The sequence below is a fragment of the Desulfomonilaceae bacterium genome, assembly GCA_041662605.1.
GTDB lineage: Bacteria > Desulfobacterota > Desulfomonilia > Desulfomonilales > Desulfomonilaceae > CAJBEZ01.
Genome location: JBAZSD010000030.1, coordinates 1 through 26,549 on the forward strand (window position 1 = coordinate 1; position 26,549 = coordinate 26,549).

Consider the following 26,549-nt stretch of genomic DNA (forward strand, 5'->3'; position numbering starts at 1 on the left):
AGGATACAGACCCTTAAAAAGTTGAGTCTTGGGTCTGTCGACCCGACGAAAAACCAAGGCTAGCCCTCCAACGGTCGTGAAAAAGCCGAGAATCACTCCCCGCCAAAATCGCGTGGTGGATTTTGGACTAGGCATTTTATTGATTGTTCGACGATTTGGAAATATAAGAATTCGAATCATTCCGAAAGAGGGTTTCGATTAATGGAACCATTCAAGACTGACTCCAACAGATTCCAGAAGAATAAACTTCTGTTTTTAGTATTGGTTTCGTTTATATGCTCCATGGCTATTGGATGCCAGGAAGTTGAGACTGTCAAAAGAGAAATTATCCTCAAAATCCAGTCCCAATTGCTCAAGAAAAAAACGCAGTTCACTCCTCGAGATGGCATAACCCTTCGACCTACGTCACTATACCAGACTGCCAACCTCAATTCTGAAATCCTTAGGAAATTGCCGGCCGAAACCCCTCTGAGTTTGTTGGACAAGGTCGGAGAAATGTTTAAGGTGAGGACAAGGGATGGGAGGGAAGGCTATGTTGAACAAAAAGCAATAGGGGGCGAGGACATAATCGCCAAGACCCAGCAGTTGAGAAAATCAATAGAGGGTATGCCTTCTCAGGCTGAAGCAGTGACCAAAAGTAAAGCCAATTTCAGACTAAGCCCAGGGCGTCAGCATGAAATTATAGAAGTGCTACCCCCTGGGAAAAAACTTGAAGTCTTCGAACGGGTCGTAACGGTCAGAAGTCCGTATTCAGAAAAAGGGGCTACTCGGAACAAGCAATCAGATAATGGCGTTACTCCCGCCGATGAGCCGCCGATTCCCGAGGAAGGAGCCGGAACTGATGACGTTCGCAAGGACGTCTGGTACAAAGTCAAAATAGAAGACGGGAGGGTCGGCTACATATTTACGCACAACATGAAGCTTACGCCTCCAGAAGATATAGCAAAAATCGTCCCATTCATGCGTATGGTGGCCTGGCGTACGGTTAATGTGACAGATGACCCGGACATTGGGGCCAAAAGTAACTATATTGTTGCTTATGCCCCGATTGGTAAAGACCCTGGATGTGACTACACCCGATTGTACCTCGTGAGCTGGTCTTCAAAGCTCAAGAGAAGAATCATTACTTGGCAGTTGCGGACCACCGGAGTTCTCCCAATCACCGATTATCATTTCGAGGGGAAACCTGGATTTAGTGTTCGCTTTCTGCATCCGACAAAATCGGACAAACTTGTATTGGCAAATTTTGTTTTCAATAAAGGGACGGTTAAGAAAGTCAGCGAAGAGGAGGTCCCCAGCACGATCGATCTACATTGACGGGGATTTAGCGATTTGAATCAAGCGTTTCCACGACGATCAGCATGTGTGAATGGAAACTTATTTAGGGGAACAAATCCAAATATTGCAGCCAGCATGTTTTGGGGGAATGGGGTCAATAGGCTATTGTACATTTTGGCCTTTTCGTTGTAATTCATCCGTTTCAATTTGAGGTCATGATTTATGGCGTCTATACGGGCCCAGTTTCCGATAAATGTTGGATGGGCCCTCAGTTCTGCGGAAGAATCGGCGAGTTGAGCAAGCTTGGCCAGTCTCTGGTCAGTTTCATCAATGCTGGATATTATAGCGTCAGGGTCGGCTGCTCTAAGGAGTATCGACCGTTCCTCGAGTATTTTTTCACCCCATTTGTTCTGTATAACTCCAAATCCCCTGAGGACTTGCACTACGCCCTGAATTAAATCATTTCGCTCTCTGGCCAGGTTAACCATCCCGTCCCATTGGACTCTCGCTTCGCCTCTAATCTCCTTTAAGGCAGGTCTAAGCGAAATAAAAGAAATAATTGAGAGTGTCATAAATGCGACCAATACCGCGCAGGAAAACTCAATGAACCGCGAAATAGTTTTTGAATGATGTTTTGAAAAACATATCAGGCCATCATCAACCCCTTCGGAATCCATAGATCGGAGAACCATGATAGGCTTTTGATGGTAACTGGAAAAATTGTGGTTCAGCGCCATGTAACTTTCCAAGTGTATTAACAAACAGTTGAAGTCAGAAACAAATAACCTTTCTTATTTCCAAGACCGAACTTGTATTGTTACTCAAGCAGCGTGTCAACTAAATTCTTATTGCGCCAGACATATTTTACGATTGTGATCATCTGTTGATCCCAGTGGCCGTTCACGTTGACTTTGCTCAAGTCATGAATCATGATAATCTTGCAACGTTGGACTTTTTGAAGACTTACGAGGTGTATAATGTCACGTTACAATAATCGTCGGGAATTTTTAAGAAACGGTTTAGTAGCGTCTGCGGCTATAGCCGGAGTTTCTCTTGGAATCATAGAACCCTCTGAATCTCTTGCGGACGAATACCCGGATCTCACCATTTGTAACGGCAAGGACCCAGCTATTATCACGAGGCAGGCGATTGACGCCTTGGGGGGAATTAAGCGATTTGTGAAACCAGGGGCAAAGGTTCTGATAAAACCGAACATGAGCTTTGCGCGTGGGCCTGAATCGGGAGCCAACACTAACCCGCTGGTAGTAAGAGAAGTCGCCAGATTGTGCGCAGACGCGGGGGCGTCCCGGATCTCGATTGTTGACAATGTTTTGAACAATCCCTCAGATTGTATGAAACTGTCCAAGATTCCGGAATTCTGCAAAGAAGTGCCGAACACACACGTCAATTATGTGAAGAATGAGCGTCTTTTCAGGGATGTTGCCGTTGATCGGGGAACTCAGTTCAAAAAAATGAAAGTACTGTCCGACGCCCTTGACGCTGACACGCTGATAGCGGTTCCCGTAGGAAAATCGCACGGATCGTCCGGTGTAAGCATGTCAATGAAGGGCATGATGGGTCTGATCTATGATCGGATCTCATTTCATAATCGGTATGATCTCCATGAGTCTATCGTCGACATGGTGACCGTTTTAAAACCTCATTTGGTAGTCATGGACGGGACAAGAATTCTGAGCACCGGTGGACCTGGGGGGCCGGGAGTAGTTATTCCAATGGATCTTGTGATAGCCTCAACGGACATGGTGGCTGCGGACGCCCAGATGACGGCCTTGGGAAAATGGTATGGGAAGAAAATTCAACCCAAACAAATTAAACACATCCGAATTGCGGCTGAACGCGGACTTGGAAGAATAGATCTTGAGAATTTGAACATAAAGAAGATCAGCGTTTGATTCGACTTCAGAGATTAATACAGCTAATCAGCTTAGCGGTTTTTTTGTTTTTCATAATCTGGGCGGCGTATCCCGAAACTCTTGATCTACCTCTGGACACGTTTCTCAAGCTGGACCCCTTGATCGCAGGCGTCACCCTCATAACGTCACGTCACGTCCAGGTAGGTTTTCTTTTGTCATTGCTGGTATTGTTGAGCGCTCTGGTAGTTGGGCGGGGGTTCTGTGGGTACGTGTGTCCCATGGGGACAACGATCGATGGGATTCAAGGAGCTATCTATCCCAAGTCAAGACTAAGGTCTCCTCGGTCTGGATATGATTCTAGGTCCCAATATCGCTCAATCAAATATTACATACTGCTAATAACGCTGGCGGCGGCCGTAGGAGGGGTGTCTCTCGCTTTTCTTGTGGCCCCGATTTCTTTAGTTACCCGGTTTTGGGGGCAAGTGGCGTATCCGATTTTCCTGTCAATTGCCGACGTAGGGCTGGATCTAGCTTCCCCCCTTTATAAATTCTTCCCGGATCTTGCCTACGTTCAGATTTCACGCAGAGTTTCCAATGCCAATTATTTCATCGCCGGATTTATATTCTTTGTTTCAGCGCTGGCCATAATCTCTCCCAGGTTCTGGTGTTCATTCTTGTGCCCGGCGGGGGCGATGCTGGCGATACTGTCGAGGAGACCCCTTATTCGTAGGAGTGTCAACTCTTCGTGCACTCAGTGTGGGCTATGTGTAAGAAATTGTCCCACAACAGCGATCGGAGAAGATCCGCATAGGACGAGCTTCCAGGAATGCCTGGTTTGCCGCCGTTGTAAGGAAGTATGTCCCGAGAGCGCAATTTCCTTTATCCCCGGTCGAGATTCTACGGCCACTGTCTCGACTACTCCGAATATTACCCGGAGAGGCATATTACTATCGGCGTTTTCTGGACTAACACTGGCAGCCCTGACTAGAACCGGATGGAATCAGCCTCGTTTATTGGGACAGGAAAGGGCTGTTACCCCGGCTGATTTGATTCGTCCTCCAGGAGCGATGCCGGAACCTGAATTTCTAAAGCTGTGCGTGAGGTGCGGACTATGTATGAAGGCCTGCGCTACAAACACTTTACAGCCTGTATGGCTCAAAGCTGGACTGGAGGGCTTGTTCAGCCCAACGCTTGTTCCAAGGTTGGCCGCTTGCGCTGTCAACTGCGCAGTTTGCGGTTCTGTTTGCCCAACAGGAGCGATCCGAAAGCTGCCCGTGGAGGAAAAGATTCAGGCAAAAATTGGAACAGCTTGGATTGACAGGCAAAACTGTCTCGTCTGGAATCAGGACAAGAAATGTCTGGTGTGTGGCGAGGTTTGTCCTTACCACGCGATTTCTTTTCAACCTGCTCAAGGACGGAAGAATGGCGTGCCTGTTGTACACGCGAATCGATGCGCAGGATGTGGGTGGTGTGAAAATAAGTGTCCCGTCGAAGGGGCGGCGGCTGTTAGGGTCTCGGTTGCAGGAGAGGTGAGACTCGAATCAGGTTCCTATATTGCCAAAGCTAAAGAATATGGATTGGAGTTCAAGGTTGCGGACAAGAATTTTGACAAGCTTGCTCCTGACACATTTGAATCATCCGGGATTGAGGAAGACTCAACGTCTGAAAACGGAGTCCCCACCTCCAATAAGGACAAGCTCCCGCCAGGTGTCCTGGATGAGTGACATATTCGTCATTTGCCGCGTAATAAACCCTTCTCATAAAAATATCGAAACACCACAAATTGATCAATTCCGGTCAATTCAACTACTTTAAAAATCGTTACAGATTGTCTGGCCATCTTCAGTTCGTTGATTACCCTCGTGATTCTACCGTACACCTCGTTACTCTCATTTATGTCCATCTATTGATCTCCCCGAACTATTCTCTAATTCACATTACTCAAGGGAAAATAAATTTCTCCGCTGAATTGATGGCTTCGTCCAACGATTCCACATCCGAGACGCCTGCTTGAGCCATATCGGGACGTCCTCCTCCCGAGCCTCCTATAGATTCGGCGGCCCTCTTAACAATGTTCCCTGCGTGGAACCTGTCCGTAAGATCCTTGGTTACCAGCGCCAACAGAAAAGCTTTGCCCTCAGCTTTCGCCCCTAACAAAGCAACACCCGATTTGAGTTTGTCCTTTATTCTGTCCGCATATTCTCGCAATTCTTTCGGATTGTGGATATCCTCGACAATGTGCGTGAGTACCTTGACACCATTAATTTCCTTCAAACCTTCTAGAATATCAGATCCTTCCCGACGAGCGAACTTTTGCTTGATATCCAATATCTCTCGATCTTTTGCCTTCTTTTCCTCAATCAGCTTGTCCAGTTTTTGGGCCACCTCGCCTTTTGCGGCGCGAAGCCGACTACCGACCTGGTTCAATTCATTTTCCACTTTGCGCAGGTATGATATCACGCCCATTCCAGTCACAGCTTCGACTCTACGCACTCCTGAAGCAATACCTCCCTCGGAAGTGATCTTAAATAGACCAATCTCTCCAGTCCGAGACGCGTGAGTCCCACCGCATAACTCTTTGCTGAATTCGCCCACTGAGACAACCCTTACATCAGTTCCATATTTCTCTCCAAACAAAGCAGTCGCTCCCATCTCTACAGCCTTTTCGACGGGCATCTCCAGGACTGCGACATCGATGTCTTCAAGGATCCTTTCATTCACAAGGTTTTCAACTCGCTCCAGTTCCTTGTCTGTTATGGAGGAAAAGTGAGTGAAATCGAAACGGAGTCTGGTGGGTTCAACGAGAGATCCTCTCTGGTTGACGTGTGGTCCTAAAACTTCTCTTAAAGCCCACTGGAGGAGGTGGGTGGCGGAATGATTGGCCATGATTGACCTTCTTATCCCTGTTTCGACCTCTAGCGAAACCACATCTCCTATTGCGAAGGAACCTGATTTCACGATTCCCTTGTGAACTATCAGTGTTGATCCGAGCCTGGTAGTGTCCTGAACTTCCAGTTCCGCTCCGTCTTTGGCTATAACTCCATGGTCCCCAACCTGTCCTCCGGATTCACCATAGAATGGGGTCCTGTCTGTAATGATCGAGACAATATCGCCAGACGCAGTTTTGTCGATTCTTTTGCCGTCTTTTAAAATTGCCGTAATTGCCCCAGTGTCTTCAAGTCTCTCATAACCGGTAAATTCTACGGCCCCAAGGTCTCTGACAGCGTCCCAGGGGACCGTTGTTTCTATACTTCCGTTTCCTTCCCAGGCCTGACGGGCCATCTCTTTTTGTTTGGCCATCTCTGTCTCAAACCCGTGATGGTCGACGACCATTCCAGCCTCTCTGGCAAGGTCCTCAGTCAGGTCTCGGGGGAAACCAAATGTGTCATAGAGTCGAAAAGCAACAGTTCCAGGAACCTCTAAACTCCCGGAATTGCCGAGACGGGTTATTTCTTCATCAAAAAGCGCCAATCCGCGTGTCAGAGTCTGAAGAAAACGTTCCTCTTCATTTTTGATGACTTCATCTATTAAAGCTCGTCTGGTTCCGAGTTCCGGGTAGACGGTGGCCATGGTCTCAACTACAACCGAGGCCGTGCTGTACAGAAAAGGCTCATCAAGTCCCAATCGTTTGCCGTAACGCAAGGCCCGTCGCATTATCCTTCTCAAGACATAGCCTCTGCCTTCGTTAGAAGGCAGTACTCCGTCCGCGATCAGGAAAGCGGCGGCTCTACTGTGATCCGCAATTACCCTGATGGCGACCGTTTCATTTGGGCCTGAATCACGGCATTTCCCTGATAGTTTTTCTATTTTACGAATTATAGGCTCGAATATATCTGAGTCCCAGTTGCTGTCCTTACCCTGGATTACGGCGGCAAGCCTCTCCAGCCCGAGTCCGGTGTCAATTGAAGGACGAGGCAACGGCTCAAGCCGACCGGAAGCGTCTCGATTGTATTGCATGAAAACCAGGTTCCAGAGTTCGAGGAATCTATCACAATCACAATCAGGGCCGCAATCTGGGGAGCCGCAACCAAGTCTCTCTCCCTGATCTATATGTATTTCAGAACATGGACCACACGGACCGGTATCTCCCATACTCCAAAAATTGTCCTTGTCACCCAGACGGATAATCGGGTTGGCGCCGTTTCCTAAAACCTTTTTCCAAATGCCGTTAGCAGAATCGTCATCCAGATAAATCGTAACATGTAGGCGATCTTTGGGAAGAGAAAGCTTCTTTGTAAGGAATTCCCAAGCGAAAGCTATGGCGTCCTCTTTGAAATAATCTCCAAATGAAAAGTTCCCAAGCATTTCAAAAAACGTGTGATGCCTCGCCGTTTGGCCCACATTCTCCAGGTCGTTATGCTTTCCGCTCACTCGCAGACACTTCTGAGCCGTGACCGCTCTTTTATACCGTCTATGTTCCTTGCCCGTGAAAACGCCCTTAAATTGAACCATTCCAGCGTTTGTAAAAAGTAGAGTGGCGTCTCCACTGGGAATCAGCGATGAACTTCCCACTCTTGTGTGTCCTTGGGCTTCAAAATATTTTAGAAACTCTTCACGCAACTCAGCGCCGGTCATAAAACCTCCCAGCCTTTATGTGAGACTCATAGTCGCTTGGCTCAGGCTCGAACTCCGCCATTTTTAAAGAATTATCACACTTTGTGAGTATCTGGCAACAAAGCGTAACGTTGTCAAACCGAATGGAAGGGATTTTCTTGAGTGTTGCTATTCCCGCTCCGTTTAGAAGGGCTGAAAATTGAATCCCTTGCGAGGGACTATGAAAGCGGGATCTGGATCTGCGATTGGTCCTGAACCAACTTCTGAGAACTTATAGTTGTTAGATTGGTATGTTATATCAATTTTAAAGCATATTACATGGATATTAAATAAGTCAATTTATTAAGTAAACTATTTATTCATACGAAATAAAAGAAAAAAGTTGACATGTAAATGGTGATATATTACTTGTCACTCCTGTCGGCCACTGAGCCACGCCACTAAAGCATGGATTCCCAGAGATAAAGTGCAGAAACACAGAACAACTACTAAGGCCTTTGGGGTAGGTAAACGCGAGAATCACGATTCATCGTCATTTTATGGCCGTAAGCTATTTTCTTCATCTAGTGTAGAGGAAGAAAGGGGAATTGAGGGATCTGCGCCTGCAGAAGTATTGGATCGGATTTTCTCCCATTCTTCCGAGAACATGCATGAACTGCCTGACAATTCTGTCGCTTTGATGGTCACGTCCCCACCGTACAATGTAGGTAAGGATTACGATGTAGACCTTACCCTTGAAGAATATCTGAATCTTCTGGAAAAAGTGCTGGGAGAAACTAAAAGGACGCTCATGCCGGGGGGGCGCATCGCATTCAATGTCGCCAATGTTGGACGCAAGCCCTATATACCTTTGAACTCATTTGTAGCAGTGATTGCTTCCCGTCTCGGTCTGCTGATGAGGGGTGAAATAATCTGGGTGAAGGGAAAAGGATCCAGCGGTTCGTGCGCATGGGGATCATGGATGTCGGCAGGCAACCCTACTCTAAGAGATCTGCATGAGTACGTGCTGATATTTTCTAAAGATCGTTTCGACAGGCCGAATAAGGGAAAATCGACAATCAGTCGTGAAGAATTTATGCGTGCCACCACAAGTGTTTGGGAAATCCAGTCTGAATCAGCCAGGAGAGTAGGGCACCCAGCTCCGTTTCCCCTGGGTTTGGCCGAGCGTTTGATCAATCTTTACAGCTTCGAAGGCGATGTGGTGCTTGACCCGTTCATGGGAAGTGGGTCCTCCGCAGTGGCCGCCAAAAAACTTGGAAGACATTTTGTTGGTTATGAAATTAACCCGGAGTACATTGACCTTAGTCATCAGAGACTTGAGCGGCTCGTGTCAGAAATTCCGAAACAAAACAGTCGATCCGTCGCATAAAATCCAGCCCGAAAAATCAATTCCACCGACTACTCATCAGTATTTCTTACTGCCAAAGACCAGGGAAAAAGAAATTTCCGGATATTGATTAAGTTGAAAAACCAGGTTCAACATGATATATTTACATTACTTTTTTCCTAAATTATATAAATGGAATAATAAATGAAATCTTTCCGAGGCATGCTCTTTTTTCTTGCAGTAGCGGGGACCGTAGTCGTTGTCGGTTGTGTTTCCGCTCTAAAGAGCGCGAAGCAGCCGAATGAAGAAGCAGGTAAACAACCGGTAAAAGCCTCGACGGAGAATGCGGGGCAAGCCGAAAGCCCCAAAAAGGGCTCAGATGAAGAACTGAAAAAACTACTGGCCACTCCGCCTCCCCCTCAGTACACCCCTCCGGCGGGAGGAGAGCAAAAGGGGTCCGCAGAATCACTGGTCGACCAGGGTGAAAAGGAACAAGTCAGTAAAGCGGCCCTTGATTTCGCAGGTCACATGAAGAACGTGAAGCATGTCAAAATCTGCTATTCCAAGCTTTATGGCGGATGGTACCTCATGCTCTACCTGCAGAAGGGAAAAAAGGTTTCGCTTGACCAGTATTCCTGGAACAAGAAGTCACAGGAATGGGAGATCGTTTACCACCTGAAGGAGATCCCTCAAAAGCAGATTGAATTCCACCTCAAAGGTGAGGTTGGAGATGAAAAGTGCTTTGTCCTGAAATGAGCGCCCCAGATGATATCCTGATTGACGCCGCATGGTCTCGATTATCGTTTGAATCGCTTTCCGTCATAGTATCTGTCCGGATCAGAATCAAGCCTGTCCATGAGCGGAGTAACGATTGGGCAGGTTATGGGGCTCAAGAGGGCCAAAGGCACATCCAGCGCATAGGCGAGTCCATCTTCTAGAACTTCAAGAGCTGGTTTTTCGCCTTTGCACACCATGACACACTTATATTTGGGATTATAATTAACAACTGCTTTTGCAGGTTTGTCGGTGTTCGGAGCGTCGGCAGCGGCCAGTGAAAGGCTTGCGCCCGCAATTAGAAAAAAAGTCAGCGACAAAAACACCACCAGTGTTTTCATTTGGACATCCTCCGCATATTTTTTTTGGGAATTTTGAGTATATCAATAACAGTCAGCTATTTCAATTGTCGCATGTTTTAGCCTGATTCCTGTTGACATGACACGACGGTAATCGTAATATAATTTTTTTTACATCGCAGCCTATCTTCTAAAAGGACCCTTCGATGAGAGTCGGGCTAAAAATATTCAGTGGAAATTCCAATCCTGCGCTGGCCGAGAGTATTACCAAATATATGGGGATACCGATCGGAGACGCTACCGTAGGACACTTCAGCGATGGTGAAACCCAGGTTGAATTCAGAGAAAACGTCCGCGGCATGGACGTTTTTGTCGTTCAGTCAACATGTAGTCCCGTAAATGATAACATAATGGAACTACTCGTTATGATCGACGCCCTGAAGAGAGCCTCCGCCAGTCGCGTCACTGCGGTAATGCCCTATTACGGATATGCCAGGCAGGATCGTAAGGTCGCGTCCAGAGCGCCCATAACAGCCAAACTCGTTGCAGATATCATCACCGCCGCAGGAGCGGACCGCGTGCTCACGCTGGATTTGCACGCTGGGCAGATACAGGGATTTTTTGACATCCCGGTGGACCATTTATACGCCGGACCTATTATGGCGGACACAATCAAGTTCGATCATAATGGTGGTGAATGTGTGGTGGTTTCCCCCGACGCCGGCGGGGTCGAGAGAGCCAGAGCCTTTGCGAAGAGGCTTGGAGCCAATCTGGCCATTATCGACAAACGCCGATCCAAACCCAACGAATCGGTGGTAATGAACGTAATTGGCGATGTTGTAGGGAAGGATGTTGTCCTTTTGGACGACATGGTCGACACAGCCGGAACTCTTGTCAAAGCCGCAGTTGCGCTGGGAAACGTCGGAGCGCGTAAGATTGAAGCGTGCTGCACGCATTCTGTGTTGTCAGGCGAGGCTATTCAACGAATCAATGATTCTCCCATAGAGAATCTGTACATTACAGACACTATTCCGGCAAATGATAAGCTGGAGAGATGTCCAAAACTAAAAGTGCAATCAGTCGCTCCACTTCTTGGAGAGGCGATAGGTCGGATACATCGGGAAGTTTCCGTCTCTGAATTATTTGTTTAATCGAGCGGGATCGGGACGTTGAATTCTCTCAACAGCTCTCGCAATCCCCAAACGGAGGAACTGTGAACAAAGTCACTCTCAACGCTGAACAGCGTTTCGGAACCGGCAAGGGACCGGCAAGAAGACTAAGGGCCCAGGGTAAGGCGCCTGCGGTTTTTTATGGCAAAAAGATTGAACCAATGAGTCTGTCGATACACATTCATGATTTTCGTAAGGCTGTAGAAAAAGCCGGAAGCAACCCACTTTTCGATTTGCGGATAGCCTCTGAAGGCGGGAACGAATTGACGATGCTGGCTTTGCTCAAAGAGCATCAAATTCGTCCGGTTGATGGCTCCATAGTGCATCTGGATTTTCTGCAGATTTTTATGGATGAGCCCATTGAAGTCGAGGTGCCTTTGGAATTCCAGGGCAAGCCTGTTGGTGTTGAAAAGGGCGGGTTGTTCCAGACAGCGGCCAAGGAAATTAAAGTGTCGTGCCTTCCCGCTGACATTCCTGATCAGATAGTCGTGGATGTTTCAAACCTGGAAAGAGGCCACTCGATTCACGTGGGCGAAATAACGTTGCCCACAGGTGTAATTCCTGCAATGGATCTGGGAATCGCTTTGGCGACAGTGGCTGTTCCGAAGAAGGAAGAGGCGGGCGAAGCCGAAGCCGAAGCCGCCGAAGAACCTGCGAAATAGATTTACTTTACGTCATAGAAGTCTTCCGCCCGTGGCTTTCGAGGTTTTTGCCCGAAACTCACGGGTTTTTTGTTCCTGGTATCCATGACTGACTCTTTTCAATATGAATCCGACACTATAGCAGCGTCAGCGACCCCGCCGGGGTATTCCGGCATAGGGGTGATAAGGCTAAGCGGTCCTGACGCGGTCCGAATCATATCTGACATCTTTGTGCCCCTGAATCCTGTCGATACGGTATTTCCGGAGCGCAAGGCAGTTTACGGCAGACTCGTCTCCTACAAAACTGATTTGGCCAATTCCCTCACTATTGACGATGGCCTTGCAACAGTAATGAGAGGTCCGAACTCCTATACTGGGGAAGATACTGTTGAGATTAGTCTTCATGGCGGTCCCGTGATCATGAACGAAGCGCTTACAACTATTCTCCGTTGTGGAGCGAGACTTGCCGGCCGGGGAGAATTTACCCGCCGGGCGTTTCTTAACGGCAAGCTTGATCTGGTCCAGGCTGAGGCTGTGATAGATTTGATCATGGCGTCGAACCCATCGTCAGTGGAAGAGGCCAGGGGGCGACTGGACAGGAAACTCTCGGCGGAAATTCTCGAGATTATCGTAGACCTTACGGATCTAGTCGCTGAGATAGAAGCGGGCATTGATTTTGCCGAGGATGTCGAGTTTGAGTTTCCTACGCCTGGGCCTGTCCTTAAAAGGGTCAGAGATAAGATGCTTCGGCTCATAGAATCAGGCGTCGCTGGTAGACGGAGGAGTGAGGGAATAAGGGTGGCGATTGTCGGTAAGCCAAATGTAGGTAAATCTACACTCTTCAACTCGCTTATTAACGAAGACAGAATGATAGCGACGCCGTTTCCAGGCACTACCAGAGACGCAGTGTCGGAAAACATCATCATAGACGGCTTGCTGTTTGAGATCTGCGACACAGCCGGTCTAAGGGACAATCCTGATCCGATTGAGAGTGAAGGAATACGCCGCGCTCTGTCCTGGATGGAAAAGGCGGATATTCTCCTGATGGTCATTGACGCGGGCGCGGCAATCGATAAGGATGACCTTTCGGTTTTTGAATCCTGCAAGGACTCTCCGAGGATACTTGTTCTCAACAAGACCGATTTACCTAATGTTCTGATTGATTTGGACCGCCTTCCCCATTCTTGGCCCGCGCCGTTAAAAATAAGCGCAAAAACCGGGAGGGGCATTGAGAACCTTAAGAAAGTTCTTCATGAACGAGCGACTGAGATTATGTCTTCATCCGGACATTCAACTGCTCTGCGACTGAACCAGAGAAGCCTGCTGCTCGTTGATTCAGCCTTGCGCAAGATCGACCCGGTCTTGGAATCTCTTTCGAGCGGAAACAGTCCAGTCCCTGAGATCCTGTCCCTCGAATTGGCCGGAATATTAAGGGATCTAAGGGAAATCACCGGAGAATGTGTGGACGAAGCCGTGCTTGATCGGATCTTTGAGCGATTTTGTGTGGGAAAGTAAGAATGGCTATTCCATGGCTATGATCAGAAACAAGATTCATCCTAAGGCGATCTTCAGGGCAAAGGGGCTTGCGCCGAAAAAGTGGCTTGGCCAGAACCTGCTTGTTGATCCCTCGTATCTCGACATGATCGTGGACGTCGCTGACCTCCGGGAAGGTGATCATATAATAGAAATCGGCGCCGGGCTAGGCGCTTTGACCAAAGAGCTGGCCCGATTAAATGTGACGGTATGGGCAATAGAAGTGGACGCTGGTTTTTTCAGGGAGCTTGAGTTGAATCTTTCAAGTTTTCCCAACGTGAAATTGATCCACCAGGACGTTCTACGGTTTGATTTTCGATCTTTGGCCGCAGATGTCGGCAAGCTGAAAGTAGTGGCAAATCTCCCGTACAGTTTATCCAGCCGCATAATATTTACCTTTCAGGAAAACCATGACATTTTCGATTTTGCGGTGGTGATGCTGCAGAGAGAAGTAGCTGAGCGGCTGGTGGCTGACCCGGGTACGCGGGATTATGGGGCGCTGACGGTTCTCCTGGCCGCGACGGCTTATTCTCAATCCCTTTTCGATGTCCCCCCGGAAGCTTTTTATCCGCGGCCCGCTGTCACTTCCACCATGATTCGCATCGTGTTCCCGGACACTCCTCCGCACAACATAACTGATCACAAATTCTTTACCATCCTGGTAAAAGCCGCCTTTTCATCAAGACGTAAGACACTCCGGAATTCACTGAAGTCGTTAGTAGCGCACGGCTTGCCTTTCGACCGGATTATCGAGGCTGCGGGCGTCTCTGGCGTTGATTTGGGCCGGCGGGCTGAAACGCTCTCTCCAGAGGAATTTGTCAGGTTCTCAAACACTTTTTCAGAGATGGCGCTGCGCTATTCGAAATGACATGCCCGCTCTTTCGCTCCTATGCCGGGATGCGGGAGATTGCTTGAACTATGGTCCAACATGAATTATATTTGTACCAAACGTACAAATGGTACTCTGAGGAAGAATGGATATATGAAACGACTAACAACAGGGAACGTTAGGAAGGACTTTGCTCAAACGTTAAACCAGGTAGCCTTTGGCCGAGAACGTATTGTCCTTAATCGACGTGGCAAGGATGTCGCGGTCCTTGTTCCGATCGAAGACCTTAAACTCCTTGAGGAAATTGAAGATACTCTGGACACTGTTGAGATTGTTCGAAGATTGTCGGACCCCAATGAAATCCCAATCCCGTATGAGACAGCTAGAAAAGAATTTGGCGCTGATTGAACTACAGGATCCAAATCATTCCTTCCGCCCTCAAAGAACTAATTCGCCTTCCCAAACGCAACCAGAAACGGGTTGACTTCCAAATCCTTTCCCTGGCCACTCAGCCTCGACCGAATGGAGCGAAAGCGCTGATTGGTCTGGAACAATTTTACCGCCTGAGGGTTGGAGACTATCGAATAATTTATAAAGTCCAGGACCAAGATCTCTTGATACTGGTCACAAAAATAGGCCACAGGAAAGATGTTTATCGAGGGCTAAACAAAACGTAGAAATACTATATAGCGTGCTATTGACCTTTTAGGTCATGCATGGGGCGGCTCTGGGAGAGTCGTCACATGAGAATGCCTTCTGTCATTTCTGTCCAGTCACGTTTTCAGCTTCTCCTCATATTGAGCCAGGTTGGGCAAAGATAAGCGCCAATGGATAGCTGCGAGGCGTATCCCAAGTGTCACCGCGGCCCCTCCCAGCATTGCCCAGCCGTCGGGCATGTCCAGAGAAAGTATAATTAAATAGGCTGCCCCACCGACAAGGCACGCCGTAGCATAGATTTCCTTACGGAAGAACAGGGGAATCTCCCCCGAAAACACATCGCGCATGATGCCGCCGCCCGATCCAGTCAGCATCCCCATTGTGACCGTAATAAGCGCATTTGACCCAAGATTTACGGCTGTATCGCATCCGATCACAGTGAACAGGGCGAGTCCGAACGCGTCGGCTACATTCAGATGTTTGAACGGTATGTTGTTAAATTGGCGCAAACTGACGTAGGTGAATGTCAACACGCCGCAGACTCCCGCAATCACAAGTCCGGTCGAGTCAGTTACCCAGTTGACGGGATGGACTCCAAGGCAAAGGTCACGTAATGTGCCGCCGCCTATGGCTGTCAATACAGCGGCTACCACAACCCCGAACAAATCCATTCCCTTACGCGCGGCGGCTAGGGAGCCCCCAATCGCAAAAATCGCAGTCCCGAGGATATTCAGATAGTAGACCATTTCAAGCGGCGCTCCTCATGTACTGTTTATCATTTTTCCTTGACTAATTATAGCAAATTAATATAACATACTAATACAGCAATATAATTTATATTAATAATAGTTAAAGTAGTTTTGGAGGTTTTGTGACTTTTCAAAGGATCGCCCAACGTATCGAAGAACTTACAGACCAGTCCGTCGAGTTTCTTGCACGGATATGCTCCATTCCCGCCCTTGGCCCGGAAAACGGTGGAACAGGGGAAATGGCGAAATACCTGGTCATAAAGGAAGAGATCCTGAAGATAGGTCCGGACCGGATTATCGAGGTTCCAGCGCCGGATGATCGAGTTCCTGATGGAGTTCGACCCAATCTGCTGGCGATTTTCGACGGTAAAGACACTTCGAGAACGCTATGGATTCTCAGCCATATTGATGTTGTGCCCGTGGGAGAACGCAGGCTGTGGGATCACGATCCGTTTCAACCACATGTTGAAGATGGCTACCTTTACGGACGCGGCGTAGAAGATAACGGGCAGGCATTGGCTTCGAGCGTTTTCGCCGCTCGTGCGGTTAAAGAGGTTGGGAGCTTCAGTCTGAATGTTGGGCTTGCCCTTGTTTCTGACGAAGAATCGGGAAGCCATTACGGACTGGACCATGTTCTAAAGAACCGGCCTGACCTCTTCAGACAGGGAGATCTGATACTCGTTCCGGACGCGGGCTCTAAAGACGGTGACGTAATTGAAATTTCGGAAAAACACCTTTTTCAGGTTCAGTTCAAGATAACGGGAAAGCAGGGACACGCTAGTCGTCCGGACAAGTGCAGGAACACTCTTCGTGCTGCGGCCAATATGATAGTGGATTTGGACAAGGCTTTGCACGATCGCTTCAACCAGCGTGACAGTTTTTTTAACCCTCCGGAGAGTACCTTCGAACCCACTCGTAAGGACGCAAATGTTCAAAACATTAACACTATACCAGGTGAGGATGTTTTCTTCTTTGATTGCAGAGTCCTACCTAGTATCGACCCTGGTGATGTGTCCAGCGAGATGCTGGCCGTAGCAGGGGAAGTAGCGGATAGGTTTGGGGTTGAAGTTGCAGTAGCTGAGCGCCTGAGGAGTGAGTCTCCTCATGGCACACCGCAGGATTCCCCCGTGGTTATCGAACTTGCGCAGGCGGTCCAGGAAATCTACGGAGTACAGCCAAGGCCGCAGGGAATAGGCGGACAGACGGTTGCGACTTTTTTCAGGAAGGCTGGGCTTGCAGCCGCTGTATGGGAAAAAATTGAAGGATTGGCTCATGCGCCGAACGAGAGGATTCTGATCTCAAATCTTGTCGGAAACGCCAAGGTTTTCGGTCGTATGATGGTCAACTCGAAATGACAATTGTGGTCCCGGTCGCTTGAGCGGGATTTTCGTGATTTGTTGATGAAGGAGAAATAGGTATGGTCAGGCTAGCTCGAATTACACCGGTTCTCATGGTGGCCACTCTGCTTGTTTTCGGGGGAGTGGGTTCCATGGACGCACTGGCGGCTAAAAAACTTGCGGCTGTCAAGAACGGCCTGGCGTACGACTCGAAGAGTTCCCAGGGCGCTGGTCGTCCGGCTGCCACCAAGGCGCCGACGCCTCCGAGCGATACCAAGTCAATGACATTACAAAACAAACCTGATTCCGATGTCATGGGACCAACAGACGGGGCCTCGGGTCCGAATTACAGGAACGTCGACCCAAACCTCAGAGTCAGCCTACCTCAGGCCGTCTCTATTGCCATCACCAGAAACTTGACAATGGCGGATTCCAGGCTTGCGGTTGAAGAAAAGGAATATCAGCGCCGTGAAGCGTATTCGGACTTCTTTCCTTCGATTACTTTGCAGTATTCCGGTACGTGGGATAGATACCGAAACAGCAGTTTTGTTTCCGCTCTTACGTCAGCTCAGGATTCCCGCTATGCCTCGTATCAGCAAGTGGTTCGACGGGATGACCTGTTCCCCGGCCCTCCGTTGTATCCTTTCCGCATCGACCCGTTTCGTCAGTTCACAGGTTCGGTCACGATAACGCAGCCGATATTCAGCGGTGGCAAGCTGATTAGCGACTACAAGTACGCCAGGCTGGGGGTCGACTACACCGCAATCCAGTTTGATGTGAATAAACAGGACCTCATCCTTAATGTATACCAGGCCTATTACGGTATGATGCAGGCAGAGAAACTGCTTGAGGTAGCGAATTCCTCAATTCGAGCGCTTGAGGCTCTGCGCAACCAGACCATGGAATTCTATAAGGCTGGAGTCGTCCCAAAAGTGGACGTGCTGTCTACTGAAGGTCAGTTGGCTCAGGCATTGATCCAGAGGACCCAGGCCCTGGCCGACATCGCCAAAAATCAGGCAAACCTGAATTATTTCTTGAGGAATCCTCAGGACACTCCTACCGACGTCGTCATGGATTTGTCGCATCGACCGAGCGAATACAGATTGCCTGACGCTTACGCAATCGCGGCCGCCAACAGGCTGGAAATTCGACAGGCCAATATTTCCGTTGATCAGGCGCTGGCCCTTGTAAAATCCGCCAAGGCTGATGTCATGCCGAGTATCGATGTCGCGACTCGAGGTGTACGGTATAATGACGATTGGAATGTTATTGATCCGGAAGGAACAAACGATTGGCAAATTCAGGGTCTTTTGACCTGGACATTCGACATGTTCCGCAAGCGTTCGACTGTAGCCGAGAAAAGAACTACCGAAGCCAGGGCCTTCGTGAATCGAGAACTGCTCGTCGAAACGATCATGAACGAAGTGAAGCAGGCATACGAGGACATGAAACGGTCAGAGAGCGACATAGCGAATAATAAGGCCGCAGTCGAGTACCGGACCGAGAACTTCCGTATCAACCAGGAACGTTACAAAGAGCAGGTGGCTACATACGTCGAGGTGTTGGACGCACAAAGGCAGTTGTCACTTTCCCAAGGCGACTATTACATATCTTTGATGGGCTTCAAGATAAACCGTGCGACACTTGAACGGAAAATGGGAATCCTGGGGGAGGGGAACGTCCATGATGTCCCCTGGAATCATGGCGCTCATTGATACAATGTGACGAGAAATCTTATCCGATCGCAGGGATAGATTTCGCGCGTCACTCGAAATGACAGACCCTATTGCGAGGGAAAATGAATCGTAAAGTTTTTATAGAGAGATTTTTGCAACCCATTACCATAGTCTTGATCGTTCTTGTTACACAGGCGCTGTTTTTAACTGTAACGGCGGACATCGGTCTTGCCCAGCAGTTCTCTACCAGCGCTGCGGCCACTCCTATCTCCAGTGTCCCGGGCGGACCAAGTTCAATAGAACTTAAACGAAACTGGCTCCTTCAGCAGCAGGCCACTCTAAATCAGTCTATTACGGTCGCCAAAGCCTGCATTAAGAACAACAGCATGTCGGTGGTGCTTCGCGACCCGCAAGGAAATATCCGCATTGTTCCGAGCACAGACGTCGTTAATTGCAACAGGACGTTGAACGCCCTGTTGAATCGGCTTGCGGCCAATCAGAGGGCCATCAGCAATCTTTCCCAGGACTCTCAACTCGCAGCGTCTAAAATAGTGAGCGACAATACCAAACTCAAATTGAAAAGACGACTCAACATACTTCAGGGCCTGCCTGCAAACGCAAACTGATTTGATCGGTTCCCAAAAATGTTTTTTTCTATGCTTGTCATTTATATGCTCCCCATGAGTAACAATTCATACGACTGTCACGTCATAAAAATATGATCGGATATTTGTTGATACTGGCCCCCGAAAAGTCTAGTATCCTTTGACACATAAATTGATCTAAGGAGCCGAAAAACTCCGGTTTGCGCCGGAATACGGATTCCGCTACTGGGGGAAATGGACATGGGAGACTCATCAAAGGAGACCGACAGCCTCCTCCGCGAGATCAATGATCTCAGAAATCGTATAAACGAACTTGAAGCTGAAAGACGAACCCTTAGACATAGGGAAGAATGGTCCAAGAATCTCCTCGAAGCCATGAACGATGGTGTGGTCGCTCTGGATGAAGCAGGCAGCATCATATACGTCAACACCAAGGCTTGCGAAACACTGGGGTATGCTTGTGAGGAAATAATTGGACATAGAGCCGATGAATTTATGTCTGGTGATTTTGTCAAGCAATTTGGGGAGGAGTTCTCGAAACGTGTTCAAAAGGAACGAGGAGTTTATGAATTCGAGATAAAGAGACCTGACGGTCAGACAATTTCAGTAATATATTCCGCTTCTCCGTCGTTTGACGATGATGGCAGGCTAAAAGGCAGCATCGGTGTTCTAACGGATATTAACCGGCGCAAAAGAACCGAAGAGATCATCACAACGGAAAAAGATCTTTTCAAGTCCCTTGCAGAGAGTTCGCCATTTGGGTTGGTTGTAGTTTCCGAGAGTGGTGATTTTGAATATTTGAATCCAAAATTTACCGAGATGTTCGGATACAATTTATCCGACCTCCCCAATGGAAATAGCTGGTTAGAGAAGGCGTACCCGGATCCTGATTACAGACACGAAGTTGTGAGGGTGTGGAAGGAAGACTTGAGATCTGCAAACCTTAATGATCTAAGGCCGAGAACTTTTACTGTGAGGTGCAGGGACGGGTCGGACAAGGTGATTCATTTCAGGCCGGTTCGCGTGGAATCGGGACGGGACATCATAACATGCGAGGACATCACGGATCGGAAGCAGTTGGAAAGAGAACTGGCCGAAGCCATTGAGGAACTTAAACAATCCAATCTTGAAATTGAGGGATTACTGAGTTCAGCCAGGTCGGTTCTTGAGAGCGACAATTTTCAGCAGGCGGCGCGATATATCCTGAAAAGAGCCCTAAAACTCATCGAGGCCCAATGCGGCCATCTCTCAGCCCTGGATTCTCGAGGCGAGATGCAGAATGTCCTTTGTTTCGAACCGGGAGAACAGGCCTGTGATCTGGATCCCAGTCAGGAGATTCCGGTAACGGGCCTGCATCAGCTTGTCTACAACATGAAGAGAGCCTTTTTCAGAAACGATATTGATTTAGGGGGAAATTCTCTGGATTTGCCCAAAGGACATGTCAATCTCGAGAATATTCTTATGGTTCCTCTTGTAGCTCAAAACAAAACTCTGGGATTGCTGGCGCTCGGAAACAAAAATGGCGGCTTTACCGAAGGAGACGCTCAACTGGCTGAAGCCTTTGCGGAAATAGCCGCAATTGGACTACTTAATTGGAGAATCGCTGAGCAATTGGAGAAAAGCGAAGAACGATACCGCATGATTTTTGCCAATTCGCCGCTTGGAATCATGCATTATGACAAGCAGGGAGTGATCCTAGATTTCAATGACCAATTTCTCAATATTTTGGGCGCTCCACGCGAGAAACTTCAGGAATTCAGAATGCTGGAACGCCTTACGGATCCCGGTTTGCTTGGGGCTATAAAGGCTAGTCTTGCGGGGCAAACCGGGCATTACGAAGGAGAATATCACTCTGTGACCGGGGATAGAGATGTTCCTCTGCGAGCTGTGTTTAACAGTGTCACATCCGAAGGTGGCGAATTCCTTGGTGGAGTAGGTATGTACGAGGATCTCAGTTCCCTAAAGGCTGCGGAAAACGCCCTGGTCCAACATGAACGGGTCAGAGCGGTAGCGGACCTTGCAGGAGGGGTCGCCCACAACTTCAACAACCTGTTGCAAATCATCATGGGTAGTCTCGAGTTGTCCCTGATCGACCTGGAGGCTGGGAGACATGCGAAGGCTAGAGAATCTATTCAATGGATGCGGGACAGTGTCCGACTGGGGGCTGAAACTGTCCGAAGACTCCAGACATTTGCTCGTATAAGGGCAGAAGGCCAGGCCGAGGATCGTAAGGTTTTCGACGTTTCGCAGGTAGTCTTTCAAGCTGTAGAAATCAGTAAACCATGGTGGAAAGATAACCGGCAAAAGGATGGCGATTCAATCAGCCTTAGACAAAAGGTCGAAAAAGGTATGATGATAGAGGGCCTGGATAATCAAATCTTCGAGGTTGTGACCAACCTCATAAAGAACGCGGTTGAAGCGTGTCCCAATGGTGGGAAGGTGGATGTAAGCCTCCATTCTGAGGACGGTTTTGCAGTCATTGAGGTCTCTGATACAGGTAATGGAATTCCCGAAGATTACCTCGGGAAGATTTTCGATCCATTCTGGACGTCAAAAAAGACCAACATTGGTACAGGTCTTGGCCTAGCTGTTTGCCATGGCATAGTTGAGACTCATGGAGGGTCTATAACCGCCAGGAGCAAACCGGGAGAGATAACGGTTTTTACCGTTAAACTGCCTCTGTCTGAAAAGCCGCCAGTAGAAGAGCCCCCTGAACAGTCATTTATACCAATTGCCCGCCGAATCCTGATAATTGACGACATGGAACCGATAGTTGAAATGCTTGGTCAGGTTTTAGAACAAATGGAATACACGATATTTTCGGCTTTGTCCGGAAAGCAGGCTATTGATATTTTTAAGTCCGAAGATGTTGATGTAGTGATCTGTGATCTGGTAATGCCGGGCATAGATGGTTTGAAGGTAGGCAAGGCCGTGAAGGCAATTTGCATGGAAAGAGGGACGTCCAAGACCCCCTTTATTCTTCTCACGGGCTGGGGTGGCCAAACTATGGAAGATTTAGTCGTCCGCGAATCAGGGATCGACGCGATACTGGAGAAGCCGGTAGATATGAAAAGACTCTTGGATACCATCGGAAAGCTCGCCGCAGCGCAAAACTAGATCCTTCCCCCGGAAGATTTCTCATTTCGTCGGGAATGTCATGCTCAGGGCTGTATCTCGTCAGCAAAATCCTGCTCCGTGTGATTGCCGGGTAACAGGCTATAGACATGCGTGAGATTCGCCACATTCTTAAATCTCATGTTACCTCGATCGTAAAGAACCATATTAGCGCGAATTTTGTCCGCAGTGTCCGCCCCCACAAGTATGTCTCCGTCGGACGCCTCGGCTGCGATTCTTGCGGCAAGGTTTGTGACTGACCCGCTGGCTGTAAAGGTCATTCGAGTGCCAGCCTTTCCCTGGAAGCGCGACATGCCGACGGCTGCAGTACCAGAGTTTATTCCCATGTTTATGACGATCGGCTGGAAACGACCCTGCAACTCGATGTTAATCTCATTTGTTCGACGGCGTATGTCCAGAGCCGCCCTGGCGGCATTCATGGCTGACTCGTTGGAGGCGCCTTGAAAAATCACCATGAGTCCATCACCGGCCGTTTCATTGATGTCGCCGTTATGTCCATAAATGATGTCGAGGAAGCTTGAGAAATATTTTTCTATTATAAAATTGACCTGATCCTGATTCAGGGACTCGCTGATTCTGGTGTAACCGGCCACATCCAGAAACAGGACTGTTATTTCGGTTTCTATCTTGTCGAGTGACGGGGCGTCTGGATTCTTGTCTACTATATTTTGAACGGTTTGGGGAACAAAAGGTCGCAGATGGCCTAAGATTCTGTCCAGTGTTAATTTCTGCTGGGACATTTTCCAGTGTTTTTTTGCGTTTGTTATAACGTTGGAAGCCAGGTCGGTCAGATCTTTAAGGAGTATCAGGTCCTTTTCAGTGATTTTGGCGTCTTCACGCGCGACTGCGTTTAGGACCGCTAGTGGCTGCCCATCGTGATAGACCGGGATCGCAACCTCAGATAACCCGTCAACAGGAGTCGCTGAAGAAAAGACTTGAGATCCGTCCTGACCAGATAATATGCAAAGATAGGCCGCTGGATTTTCCAGACTGGCGGTGATCGCCTTTCGTCCTCTCTTGCAGAGTTGACAGTTTATAGAGTCTGAGGACATTGCGCAGTGCAGTGGACGCGTGTAGTTGGCGGCTTCAGGATCGACCAGGAGAAGACACGCCTCCTGAAGGTTGGGAATGGATACCTTGGCCTCATCCCTCAGTGTTTCCAGTATGTCGGAAATGTTGAGTGAGGAGGTAATCTTCAAGGCTACTCTGAAAAGATTTTCAAAACGCTCCTGATACACTGTGATCACCTCTCGATATAGAATAATCATTTTTGACTCAAAATGGAGCCACAGTATCGTCTTTTGGGGAAGAAGATTTACCTTAGTTTTTAGAACCGGTCCTGTTGACAGACGGGTATTACTTTGTAACAATACGACTCAAAGCCCTATATAGCGCTTTTGGCAGAGATTGTGCGCAGATGTGATATCCATTTTGGCGGAGGCAATGTTCGATGTGGAGAAGCCTGGCGGGACTGACGCTGTCCCTGTTGATAGGCCTTTGGCCCGGTTTGTCTTTCTGCGGTGAGGGTGGCGCCGGAGGCAAGATCAACGTTTTTGTCGGCATTGAGCCCATAGCCTATTTCGTAGAGAGGATAGGCGGTCCACTGGTCGAAGTCAGTGTGCTGGTGGGACCGGGTCAGGACCCCCACACTTTTGAGCCCACACCCAAACTGATGGCCAAACTAGCTAGAGCCAAGATGTTTTTCAACCTGGGATTTCCCTTCGAAGAGACACTGGTAAAAAAGCTTGGAGCGACATTCAAGAACGCTGAAATCGTTAATATCCAAAAAGGAATAGAGCTTCGACCCGTCGACGAAAAAGATGGGGATCACCACGTTGGAGAGGAACATGGACACGCCCATGAGGATGACGCTCTTGACCGACACACTTGGCTAGATCCACAGCTTGCCAAAATCCAGGCTGGAACCATAGCGGACGCGTTGATCCAAGTAGACCCCAAAAACCGTCAAATGTACGAAGCGAATCTAAAAAATTTCCGGGCAGATCTGGACAGGATTCAGGAACAGCTCAAAGAAGCGTTGGCGCCTGTCAAAGGCAAGAGCTTCTTTGTGTTTCACCCAGCGTTTGGATATTTTGCCCGCGAATATGGGTTGCGGCAGGTTGCAGTGGAAATTGAGGGCAAGGAACCAACAGCGAGACAATTGGCAAGATTGATTAAAAACGCGAAAGAGCATGATGTAAAAGTCATTTTTGTCCAACCCCAGTTTCCGAAAAAGAACGCCGAGAACCTCGCCGAATCGATAGGAGGCGCCGTAGTCCCAATCGATGATCTGGCCAGGGATTATGTCACAAACCTTGAGGAAATAGCCAAGAAACTCAAATCCGCTCTTCAGTCCCAATCAAGGTAAGGTTTTGTGTGGCCTCTGATGGATAGCTCCAGTCTGATAACAACAAACGTCCCTGCGATACTGATTAACGACCTTCGTTTTTCCTATGACTCCCATCCTGTTTTGGAAAATGTAAACATTTCCATCCCTAAAGGGGATTTCGTGTCGGTAGTGGGGCCTAACGGCGGAGGGAAGACTACGTTATTAAAGCTCATGTTGGGCTTGCTTCGCCCCGTTCAGGGGCTCGTACGGGTGTTCGGCCAGACTCCTGAAAACGCTAGGCGTCTCATCGGATATATGCCTCAGCATTCACAGTTGGATCAAGAGTTTCCAGCGACCGTTATGGATGTGGCGCTTATGGGGCGTCTAGGTCACGGCAGTGTCTACGGGCCTTATTCAAGGAATGACAAAGAAATTGCGGATAGCGTCCTCGGTTTGGTCGGACTGAGCGATGTTCGAAAAAAATCTTTTGCGTCAATTTCCGGTGGTCAGCGCCAAAGACTTTTTATAGCTCGGGCCCTGGCATGTGATCCTGACCTTCTTCTGCTTGATGAGCCGACCGCCAATCTGGACGTAGTCATGGAGGGAGACCTGTATGAATTACTGCAGAAGCTCAACGAGCGGCTCACGATAATCATGGTTTCTCATGATGTTGGTTTTGTATCCAGCTTTGTGAAAACCGTAATATGCGTCAAGAGGAAGGTACTGATGCACCCGACCAGTGAAATTACCGGCGCCATTATAAATGAGATATATGGGGCGCCGATGAGAATGATACGGCATAACGGTGGGGAGTCGTGCAATTGTCGGAATTCCTGACGGACCTGCAACAATACTCATTTCTCCAGAACGCCCTTTTGACGGGGATTCTCGCGAGCGTAGCCTGCGGTGTAATCGGCACATATGTCGTCGTGCGCAGGATCTCATATATTGCGGATGGCATTGCCCATACTGTGCTGGGAGGGATGGGAGCCGCCCTGTATCTGAACAGGGTATATCACTGGCATAGTGTAATTCCTCTGCATGGCGCCCTGGTATCGGCGCTTATCGCCGCTGCTATAATAGGTCTAGTTAGCCTTCGGGCGAAACAAAGGGAAGATACGGTAATCAGCGCCCTTTGGGCCATCGGCATGGCTGTGGGGATAATCTTTATTTCGCGGACGCCGGGATACAATGAGGATTTGATGGGGTACCTCTTCGGGAACATCCTCATGGTGTCGAGCAACGATCTCTGGATGCTGGGCGGGCTGGACGCCATAATTGTGATAGCCGGACTACTTTTCTACAACCAGTTTCTGGCGGTTTGTTTCGATCAGGAATTCGCGAGGCTCAGGGGGCTCAATGTTGAGGTTTATTATCTTCTTCTATTGGGCTTGGCGGCTCTGACAGTGGTAGTCCTGTCTACAGTGGTCGGTGTCGTCATGGTGGTGGCGATGCTGACGCTTCCGATAGGGATCGCCGCTCTCTTTTCCAGAACCCTATGGCGCATGATGGTTATCTCAACTATTTTATGCGCCATATTTACCACATCCGGATTAATTGTAAGCTATAGCCCGGACTATCCGGCAGGAGCGACGACCATTGTCATTGCCGGAGCGGCTTACTTGGTGGCCATATCTGTGAAATGGGCGTTTGGTCGCTCATAATTCCGGAATCATATAGCGCAGGCGGCGCCTGAGGCTAAAAGGTAACCATTTTTAACTCTCAGATATCGTACGGTGGTTGAAACGACAGTTTCTGCTTTATTGTGAATGACCGGGGAATT

24 protein-coding genes are annotated in these 26,549 nt (G+C 48.6%); 18 read left to right on the forward strand and 6 right to left on the reverse strand.

Annotated elements, in window-relative coordinates:
* Positions 1-201: 201 nt before the first annotated feature.
* Positions 202-1,317 carry an SH3 domain-containing protein gene (locus tag WC647_17415; GenBank protein MFA6224083.1) on the forward strand — a complete coding sequence of 372 codons (1,116 nt, stop codon included), beginning with the start codon at positions 202-204 and terminating at the stop codon, positions 1,315-1,317.
* A gap of 20 nt (positions 1,318-1,337) precedes the next feature.
* Here WC647_17415 and WC647_17420 read toward each other — a convergent pair whose 3' ends face one another.
* On the reverse strand, positions 1,338-2,015 hold the full coding sequence (locus WC647_17420) for a LemA family protein (protein ID MFA6224084.1): 678 nt from the start codon (positions 2,013-2,015) through the stop codon (positions 1,338-1,340).
* A gap of 240 nt (positions 2,016-2,255) precedes the next feature.
* On the opposite strand from WC647_17420, the gene WC647_17425 reads away from it, so the two are divergent.
* Entirely contained in the window at positions 2,256-3,191 is a 936-nt protein-coding gene (locus WC647_17425) for a DUF362 domain-containing protein (GenBank protein ID MFA6224085.1), read from the forward strand.
* The gene (locus WC647_17430) at positions 3,188-4,876 is read left to right on the forward strand and encodes a 4Fe-4S dicluster domain-containing protein (GenBank protein ID MFA6224086.1); all 1,689 of its coding nucleotides are present in this window, start codon (positions 3,188-3,190) and stop codon (positions 4,874-4,876) included. Before WC647_17425 ends, WC647_17430 begins: the two co-directional genes overlap by 4 nt.
* Positions 4,877-4,884: 8 nt before the next feature.
* On the opposite strand, the gene WC647_17435 is transcribed toward WC647_17430, so the two are convergent.
* Together WC647_17435 and alaS are read right to left on the reverse strand one after the other, a co-directional pair.
* Positions 4,885-5,055, reverse strand: a complete 171-nt coding sequence (locus tag WC647_17435) for a hypothetical protein (protein ID MFA6224087.1) — start codon at positions 5,053-5,055, stop codon at positions 4,885-4,887.
* Positions 5,056-5,093: 38 nt separating this feature from the next.
* Complete coding sequence (alaS, locus tag WC647_17440; GenBank protein MFA6224088.1) at positions 5,094-7,727, reverse strand: alanine--tRNA ligase; 2,634 nt, start codon at positions 7,725-7,727, stop codon at positions 5,094-5,096.
* Positions 7,728-8,172: 445 nt separating this feature from the next.
* Here alaS and WC647_17445 point away from each other — a divergent pair, with 445 nt between their 5' ends.
* Both WC647_17445 and WC647_17450 read left to right on the forward strand, forming a co-directional pair.
* Positions 8,173-9,075 (forward strand): site-specific DNA-methyltransferase, encoded by a 903-nt coding sequence (locus tag WC647_17445; protein ID MFA6224089.1) that lies wholly within the window; start codon positions 8,173-8,175, stop codon positions 9,073-9,075.
* Positions 9,076-9,237: 162 nt separating this feature from the next.
* Positions 9,238-9,789: a hypothetical protein gene (locus WC647_17450; protein ID MFA6224090.1), complete on the forward strand. Its 552-nt coding sequence runs from the start codon at positions 9,238-9,240 to the stop codon at positions 9,787-9,789.
* Positions 9,790-9,830: 41 nt separating this feature from the next.
* Here WC647_17450 and WC647_17455 read toward each other — a convergent pair whose 3' ends face one another.
* Entirely contained in the window at positions 9,831-10,148 is a 318-nt protein-coding gene (locus WC647_17455) for a hypothetical protein (protein MFA6224091.1), read from the reverse strand.
* Between the two features lie 164 nt (positions 10,149-10,312).
* On the opposite strand from WC647_17455, the gene WC647_17460 reads away from it, so the two are divergent.
* The 6 genes from WC647_17460 to WC647_17485 all read left to right on the forward strand — a co-directional run bounded on the left by WC647_17460 (position 10,313) and on the right by WC647_17485 (position 14,955).
* Positions 10,313-11,257, forward strand: a complete 945-nt coding sequence (locus tag WC647_17460; protein MFA6224092.1) for a ribose-phosphate pyrophosphokinase — start codon at positions 10,313-10,315, stop codon at positions 11,255-11,257.
* 62 nt (positions 11,258-11,319) lie between these two features.
* The gene (locus WC647_17465; GenBank protein ID MFA6224093.1) at positions 11,320-11,937 is read left to right on the forward strand and encodes a 50S ribosomal protein L25; all 618 of its coding nucleotides are present in this window, start codon (positions 11,320-11,322) and stop codon (positions 11,935-11,937) included.
* 84 nt (positions 11,938-12,021) lie between these two features.
* Positions 12,022-13,431: a tRNA uridine-5-carboxymethylaminomethyl(34) synthesis GTPase MnmE gene (gene mnmE, locus WC647_17470; GenBank protein MFA6224094.1), complete on the forward strand. Its 1,410-nt coding sequence runs from the start codon at positions 12,022-12,024 to the stop codon at positions 13,429-13,431.
* Positions 13,418-14,317, forward strand: coding sequence for a 16S rRNA (adenine(1518)-N(6)/adenine(1519)-N(6))-dimethyltransferase RsmA (gene rsmA, locus WC647_17475; protein MFA6224095.1), 900 nt, complete (start codon positions 13,418-13,420; stop codon positions 14,315-14,317). Before mnmE ends, rsmA begins: the two co-directional genes overlap by 14 nt.
* 114 nt (positions 14,318-14,431) lie before the next feature.
* Positions 14,432-14,686: a type II toxin-antitoxin system Phd/YefM family antitoxin gene (locus tag WC647_17480; GenBank protein ID MFA6224096.1), complete on the forward strand. Its 255-nt coding sequence runs from the start codon at positions 14,432-14,434 to the stop codon at positions 14,684-14,686.
* The gene (locus WC647_17485) at positions 14,683-14,955 is read left to right on the forward strand and encodes a type II toxin-antitoxin system RelE/ParE family toxin (protein MFA6224097.1); all 273 of its coding nucleotides are present in this window, start codon (positions 14,683-14,685) and stop codon (positions 14,953-14,955) included. Before WC647_17480 ends, WC647_17485 begins: the two co-directional genes overlap by 4 nt.
* 96 nt (positions 14,956-15,051) lie before the next feature.
* Here the strand turns inward: WC647_17485 and WC647_17490 are convergent, their stop codons facing one another.
* Entirely contained in the window at positions 15,052-15,681 is a 630-nt protein-coding gene (locus WC647_17490) for a trimeric intracellular cation channel family protein (protein ID MFA6224098.1), read from the reverse strand.
* A 125-nt stretch (positions 15,682-15,806) separates the two neighbouring features.
* Here WC647_17490 and WC647_17495 point away from each other — a divergent pair, with 125 nt between their 5' ends.
* The 4 genes from WC647_17495 to WC647_17510 all read left to right on the forward strand — a co-directional run bounded on the left by WC647_17495 (position 15,807) and on the right by WC647_17510 (position 22,419).
* Positions 15,807-17,039, forward strand: coding sequence for a M20 family metallo-hydrolase (locus tag WC647_17495; GenBank protein ID MFA6224099.1), 1,233 nt, complete (start codon positions 15,807-15,809; stop codon positions 17,037-17,039).
* Between the two features lie 62 nt (positions 17,040-17,101).
* Positions 17,102-18,736 carry a TolC family protein gene (locus WC647_17500; GenBank protein ID MFA6224100.1) on the forward strand — a complete coding sequence of 545 codons (1,635 nt, stop codon included), beginning with the start codon at positions 17,102-17,104 and terminating at the stop codon, positions 18,734-18,736.
* Between the two features lie 83 nt (positions 18,737-18,819).
* The gene (locus WC647_17505) at positions 18,820-19,323 is read left to right on the forward strand and encodes a hypothetical protein (protein ID MFA6224101.1); all 504 of its coding nucleotides are present in this window, start codon (positions 18,820-18,822) and stop codon (positions 19,321-19,323) included.
* A 219-nt stretch (positions 19,324-19,542) separates the two neighbouring features.
* Positions 19,543-22,419 (forward strand): PAS domain S-box protein, encoded by a 2,877-nt coding sequence (locus WC647_17510; protein MFA6224102.1) that lies wholly within the window; start codon positions 19,543-19,545, stop codon positions 22,417-22,419.
* A gap of 44 nt (positions 22,420-22,463) precedes the next feature.
* On the opposite strand, the gene WC647_17515 is transcribed toward WC647_17510, so the two are convergent.
* Entirely contained in the window at positions 22,464-23,705 is a 1,242-nt protein-coding gene (locus WC647_17515) for an adenylate/guanylate cyclase domain-containing protein (protein ID MFA6224103.1), read from the reverse strand.
* A 182-nt stretch (positions 23,706-23,887) separates the two neighbouring features.
* On the opposite strand from WC647_17515, the gene WC647_17520 reads away from it, so the two are divergent.
* Genes WC647_17520 through WC647_17530 form a run of 3 tightly spaced genes read left to right on the forward strand, consistent with a single transcriptional unit; the run spans position 23,888 to position 26,430 of the window.
* The gene (locus WC647_17520; GenBank protein MFA6224104.1) at positions 23,888-24,805 is read left to right on the forward strand and encodes a zinc ABC transporter substrate-binding protein; all 918 of its coding nucleotides are present in this window, start codon (positions 23,888-23,890) and stop codon (positions 24,803-24,805) included.
* Positions 24,806-24,823: 18 nt separating this feature from the next.
* Positions 24,824-25,603 (forward strand): ABC transporter ATP-binding protein, encoded by a 780-nt coding sequence (locus WC647_17525; GenBank protein MFA6224105.1) that lies wholly within the window; start codon positions 24,824-24,826, stop codon positions 25,601-25,603.
* Positions 25,582-26,430, forward strand: coding sequence for a metal ABC transporter permease (locus WC647_17530; GenBank protein ID MFA6224106.1), 849 nt, complete (start codon positions 25,582-25,584; stop codon positions 26,428-26,430). The genes WC647_17525 and WC647_17530 overlap by 22 nt, the downstream gene beginning before the upstream one ends.
* The last annotated feature ends 119 nt before the right edge of the window (positions 26,431-26,549 follow it).

Coding starts and splice junctions, on each gene's coding strand:
- WC647_17435 (MFA6224087.1), bottom strand. CDS start 5,055: ATGGACATAAATGAGAGTAACGAGGTGTACGGTAGAATCACGAGGGTA.
- alaS (MFA6224088.1), bottom strand. CDS start 7,727: ATGACCGGCGCTGAGTTGCGTGAAGAGTTTCTAAAATATTTTGAAGCC.
- WC647_17460 (MFA6224092.1), top strand. CDS start 10,313: ATGAGAGTCGGGCTAAAAATATTCAGTGGAAATTCCAATCCTGCGCTG.
- WC647_17525 (MFA6224105.1), top strand. CDS start 24,824: ATGGATAGCTCCAGTCTGATAACAACAAACGTCCCTGCGATACTGATT.
- WC647_17515 (MFA6224103.1), bottom strand. CDS start 23,705: ATGATTATTCTATATCGAGAGGTGATCACAGTGTATCAGGAGCGTTTT.
- WC647_17520 (MFA6224104.1), top strand. CDS start 23,888: ATGTGGAGAAGCCTGGCGGGACTGACGCTGTCCCTGTTGATAGGCCTT.
- WC647_17455 (MFA6224091.1), bottom strand. CDS start 10,148: ATGAAAACACTGGTGGTGTTTTTGTCGCTGACTTTTTTTCTAATTGCG.
- WC647_17450 (MFA6224090.1), top strand. CDS start 9,238: ATGAAATCTTTCCGAGGCATGCTCTTTTTTCTTGCAGTAGCGGGGACC.
- WC647_17490 (MFA6224098.1), bottom strand. CDS start 15,681: ATGGTCTACTATCTGAATATCCTCGGGACTGCGATTTTTGCGATTGGG.
- mnmE (MFA6224094.1), top strand. CDS start 12,022: ATGACTGACTCTTTTCAATATGAATCCGACACTATAGCAGCGTCAGCG.
- WC647_17500 (MFA6224100.1), top strand. CDS start 17,102: ATGGTCAGGCTAGCTCGAATTACACCGGTTCTCATGGTGGCCACTCTG.
- WC647_17505 (MFA6224101.1), top strand. CDS start 18,820: ATGAATCGTAAAGTTTTTATAGAGAGATTTTTGCAACCCATTACCATA.
- WC647_17480 (MFA6224096.1), top strand. CDS start 14,432: ATGAAACGACTAACAACAGGGAACGTTAGGAAGGACTTTGCTCAAACG.
- WC647_17415 (MFA6224083.1), top strand. CDS start 202: ATGGAACCATTCAAGACTGACTCCAACAGATTCCAGAAGAATAAACTT.
- WC647_17425 (MFA6224085.1), top strand. CDS start 2,256: ATGTCACGTTACAATAATCGTCGGGAATTTTTAAGAAACGGTTTAGTA.
- WC647_17510 (MFA6224102.1), top strand. CDS start 19,543: ATGGGAGACTCATCAAAGGAGACCGACAGCCTCCTCCGCGAGATCAAT.
- WC647_17420 (MFA6224084.1), bottom strand. CDS start 2,015: ATGGCGCTGAACCACAATTTTTCCAGTTACCATCAAAAGCCTATCATG.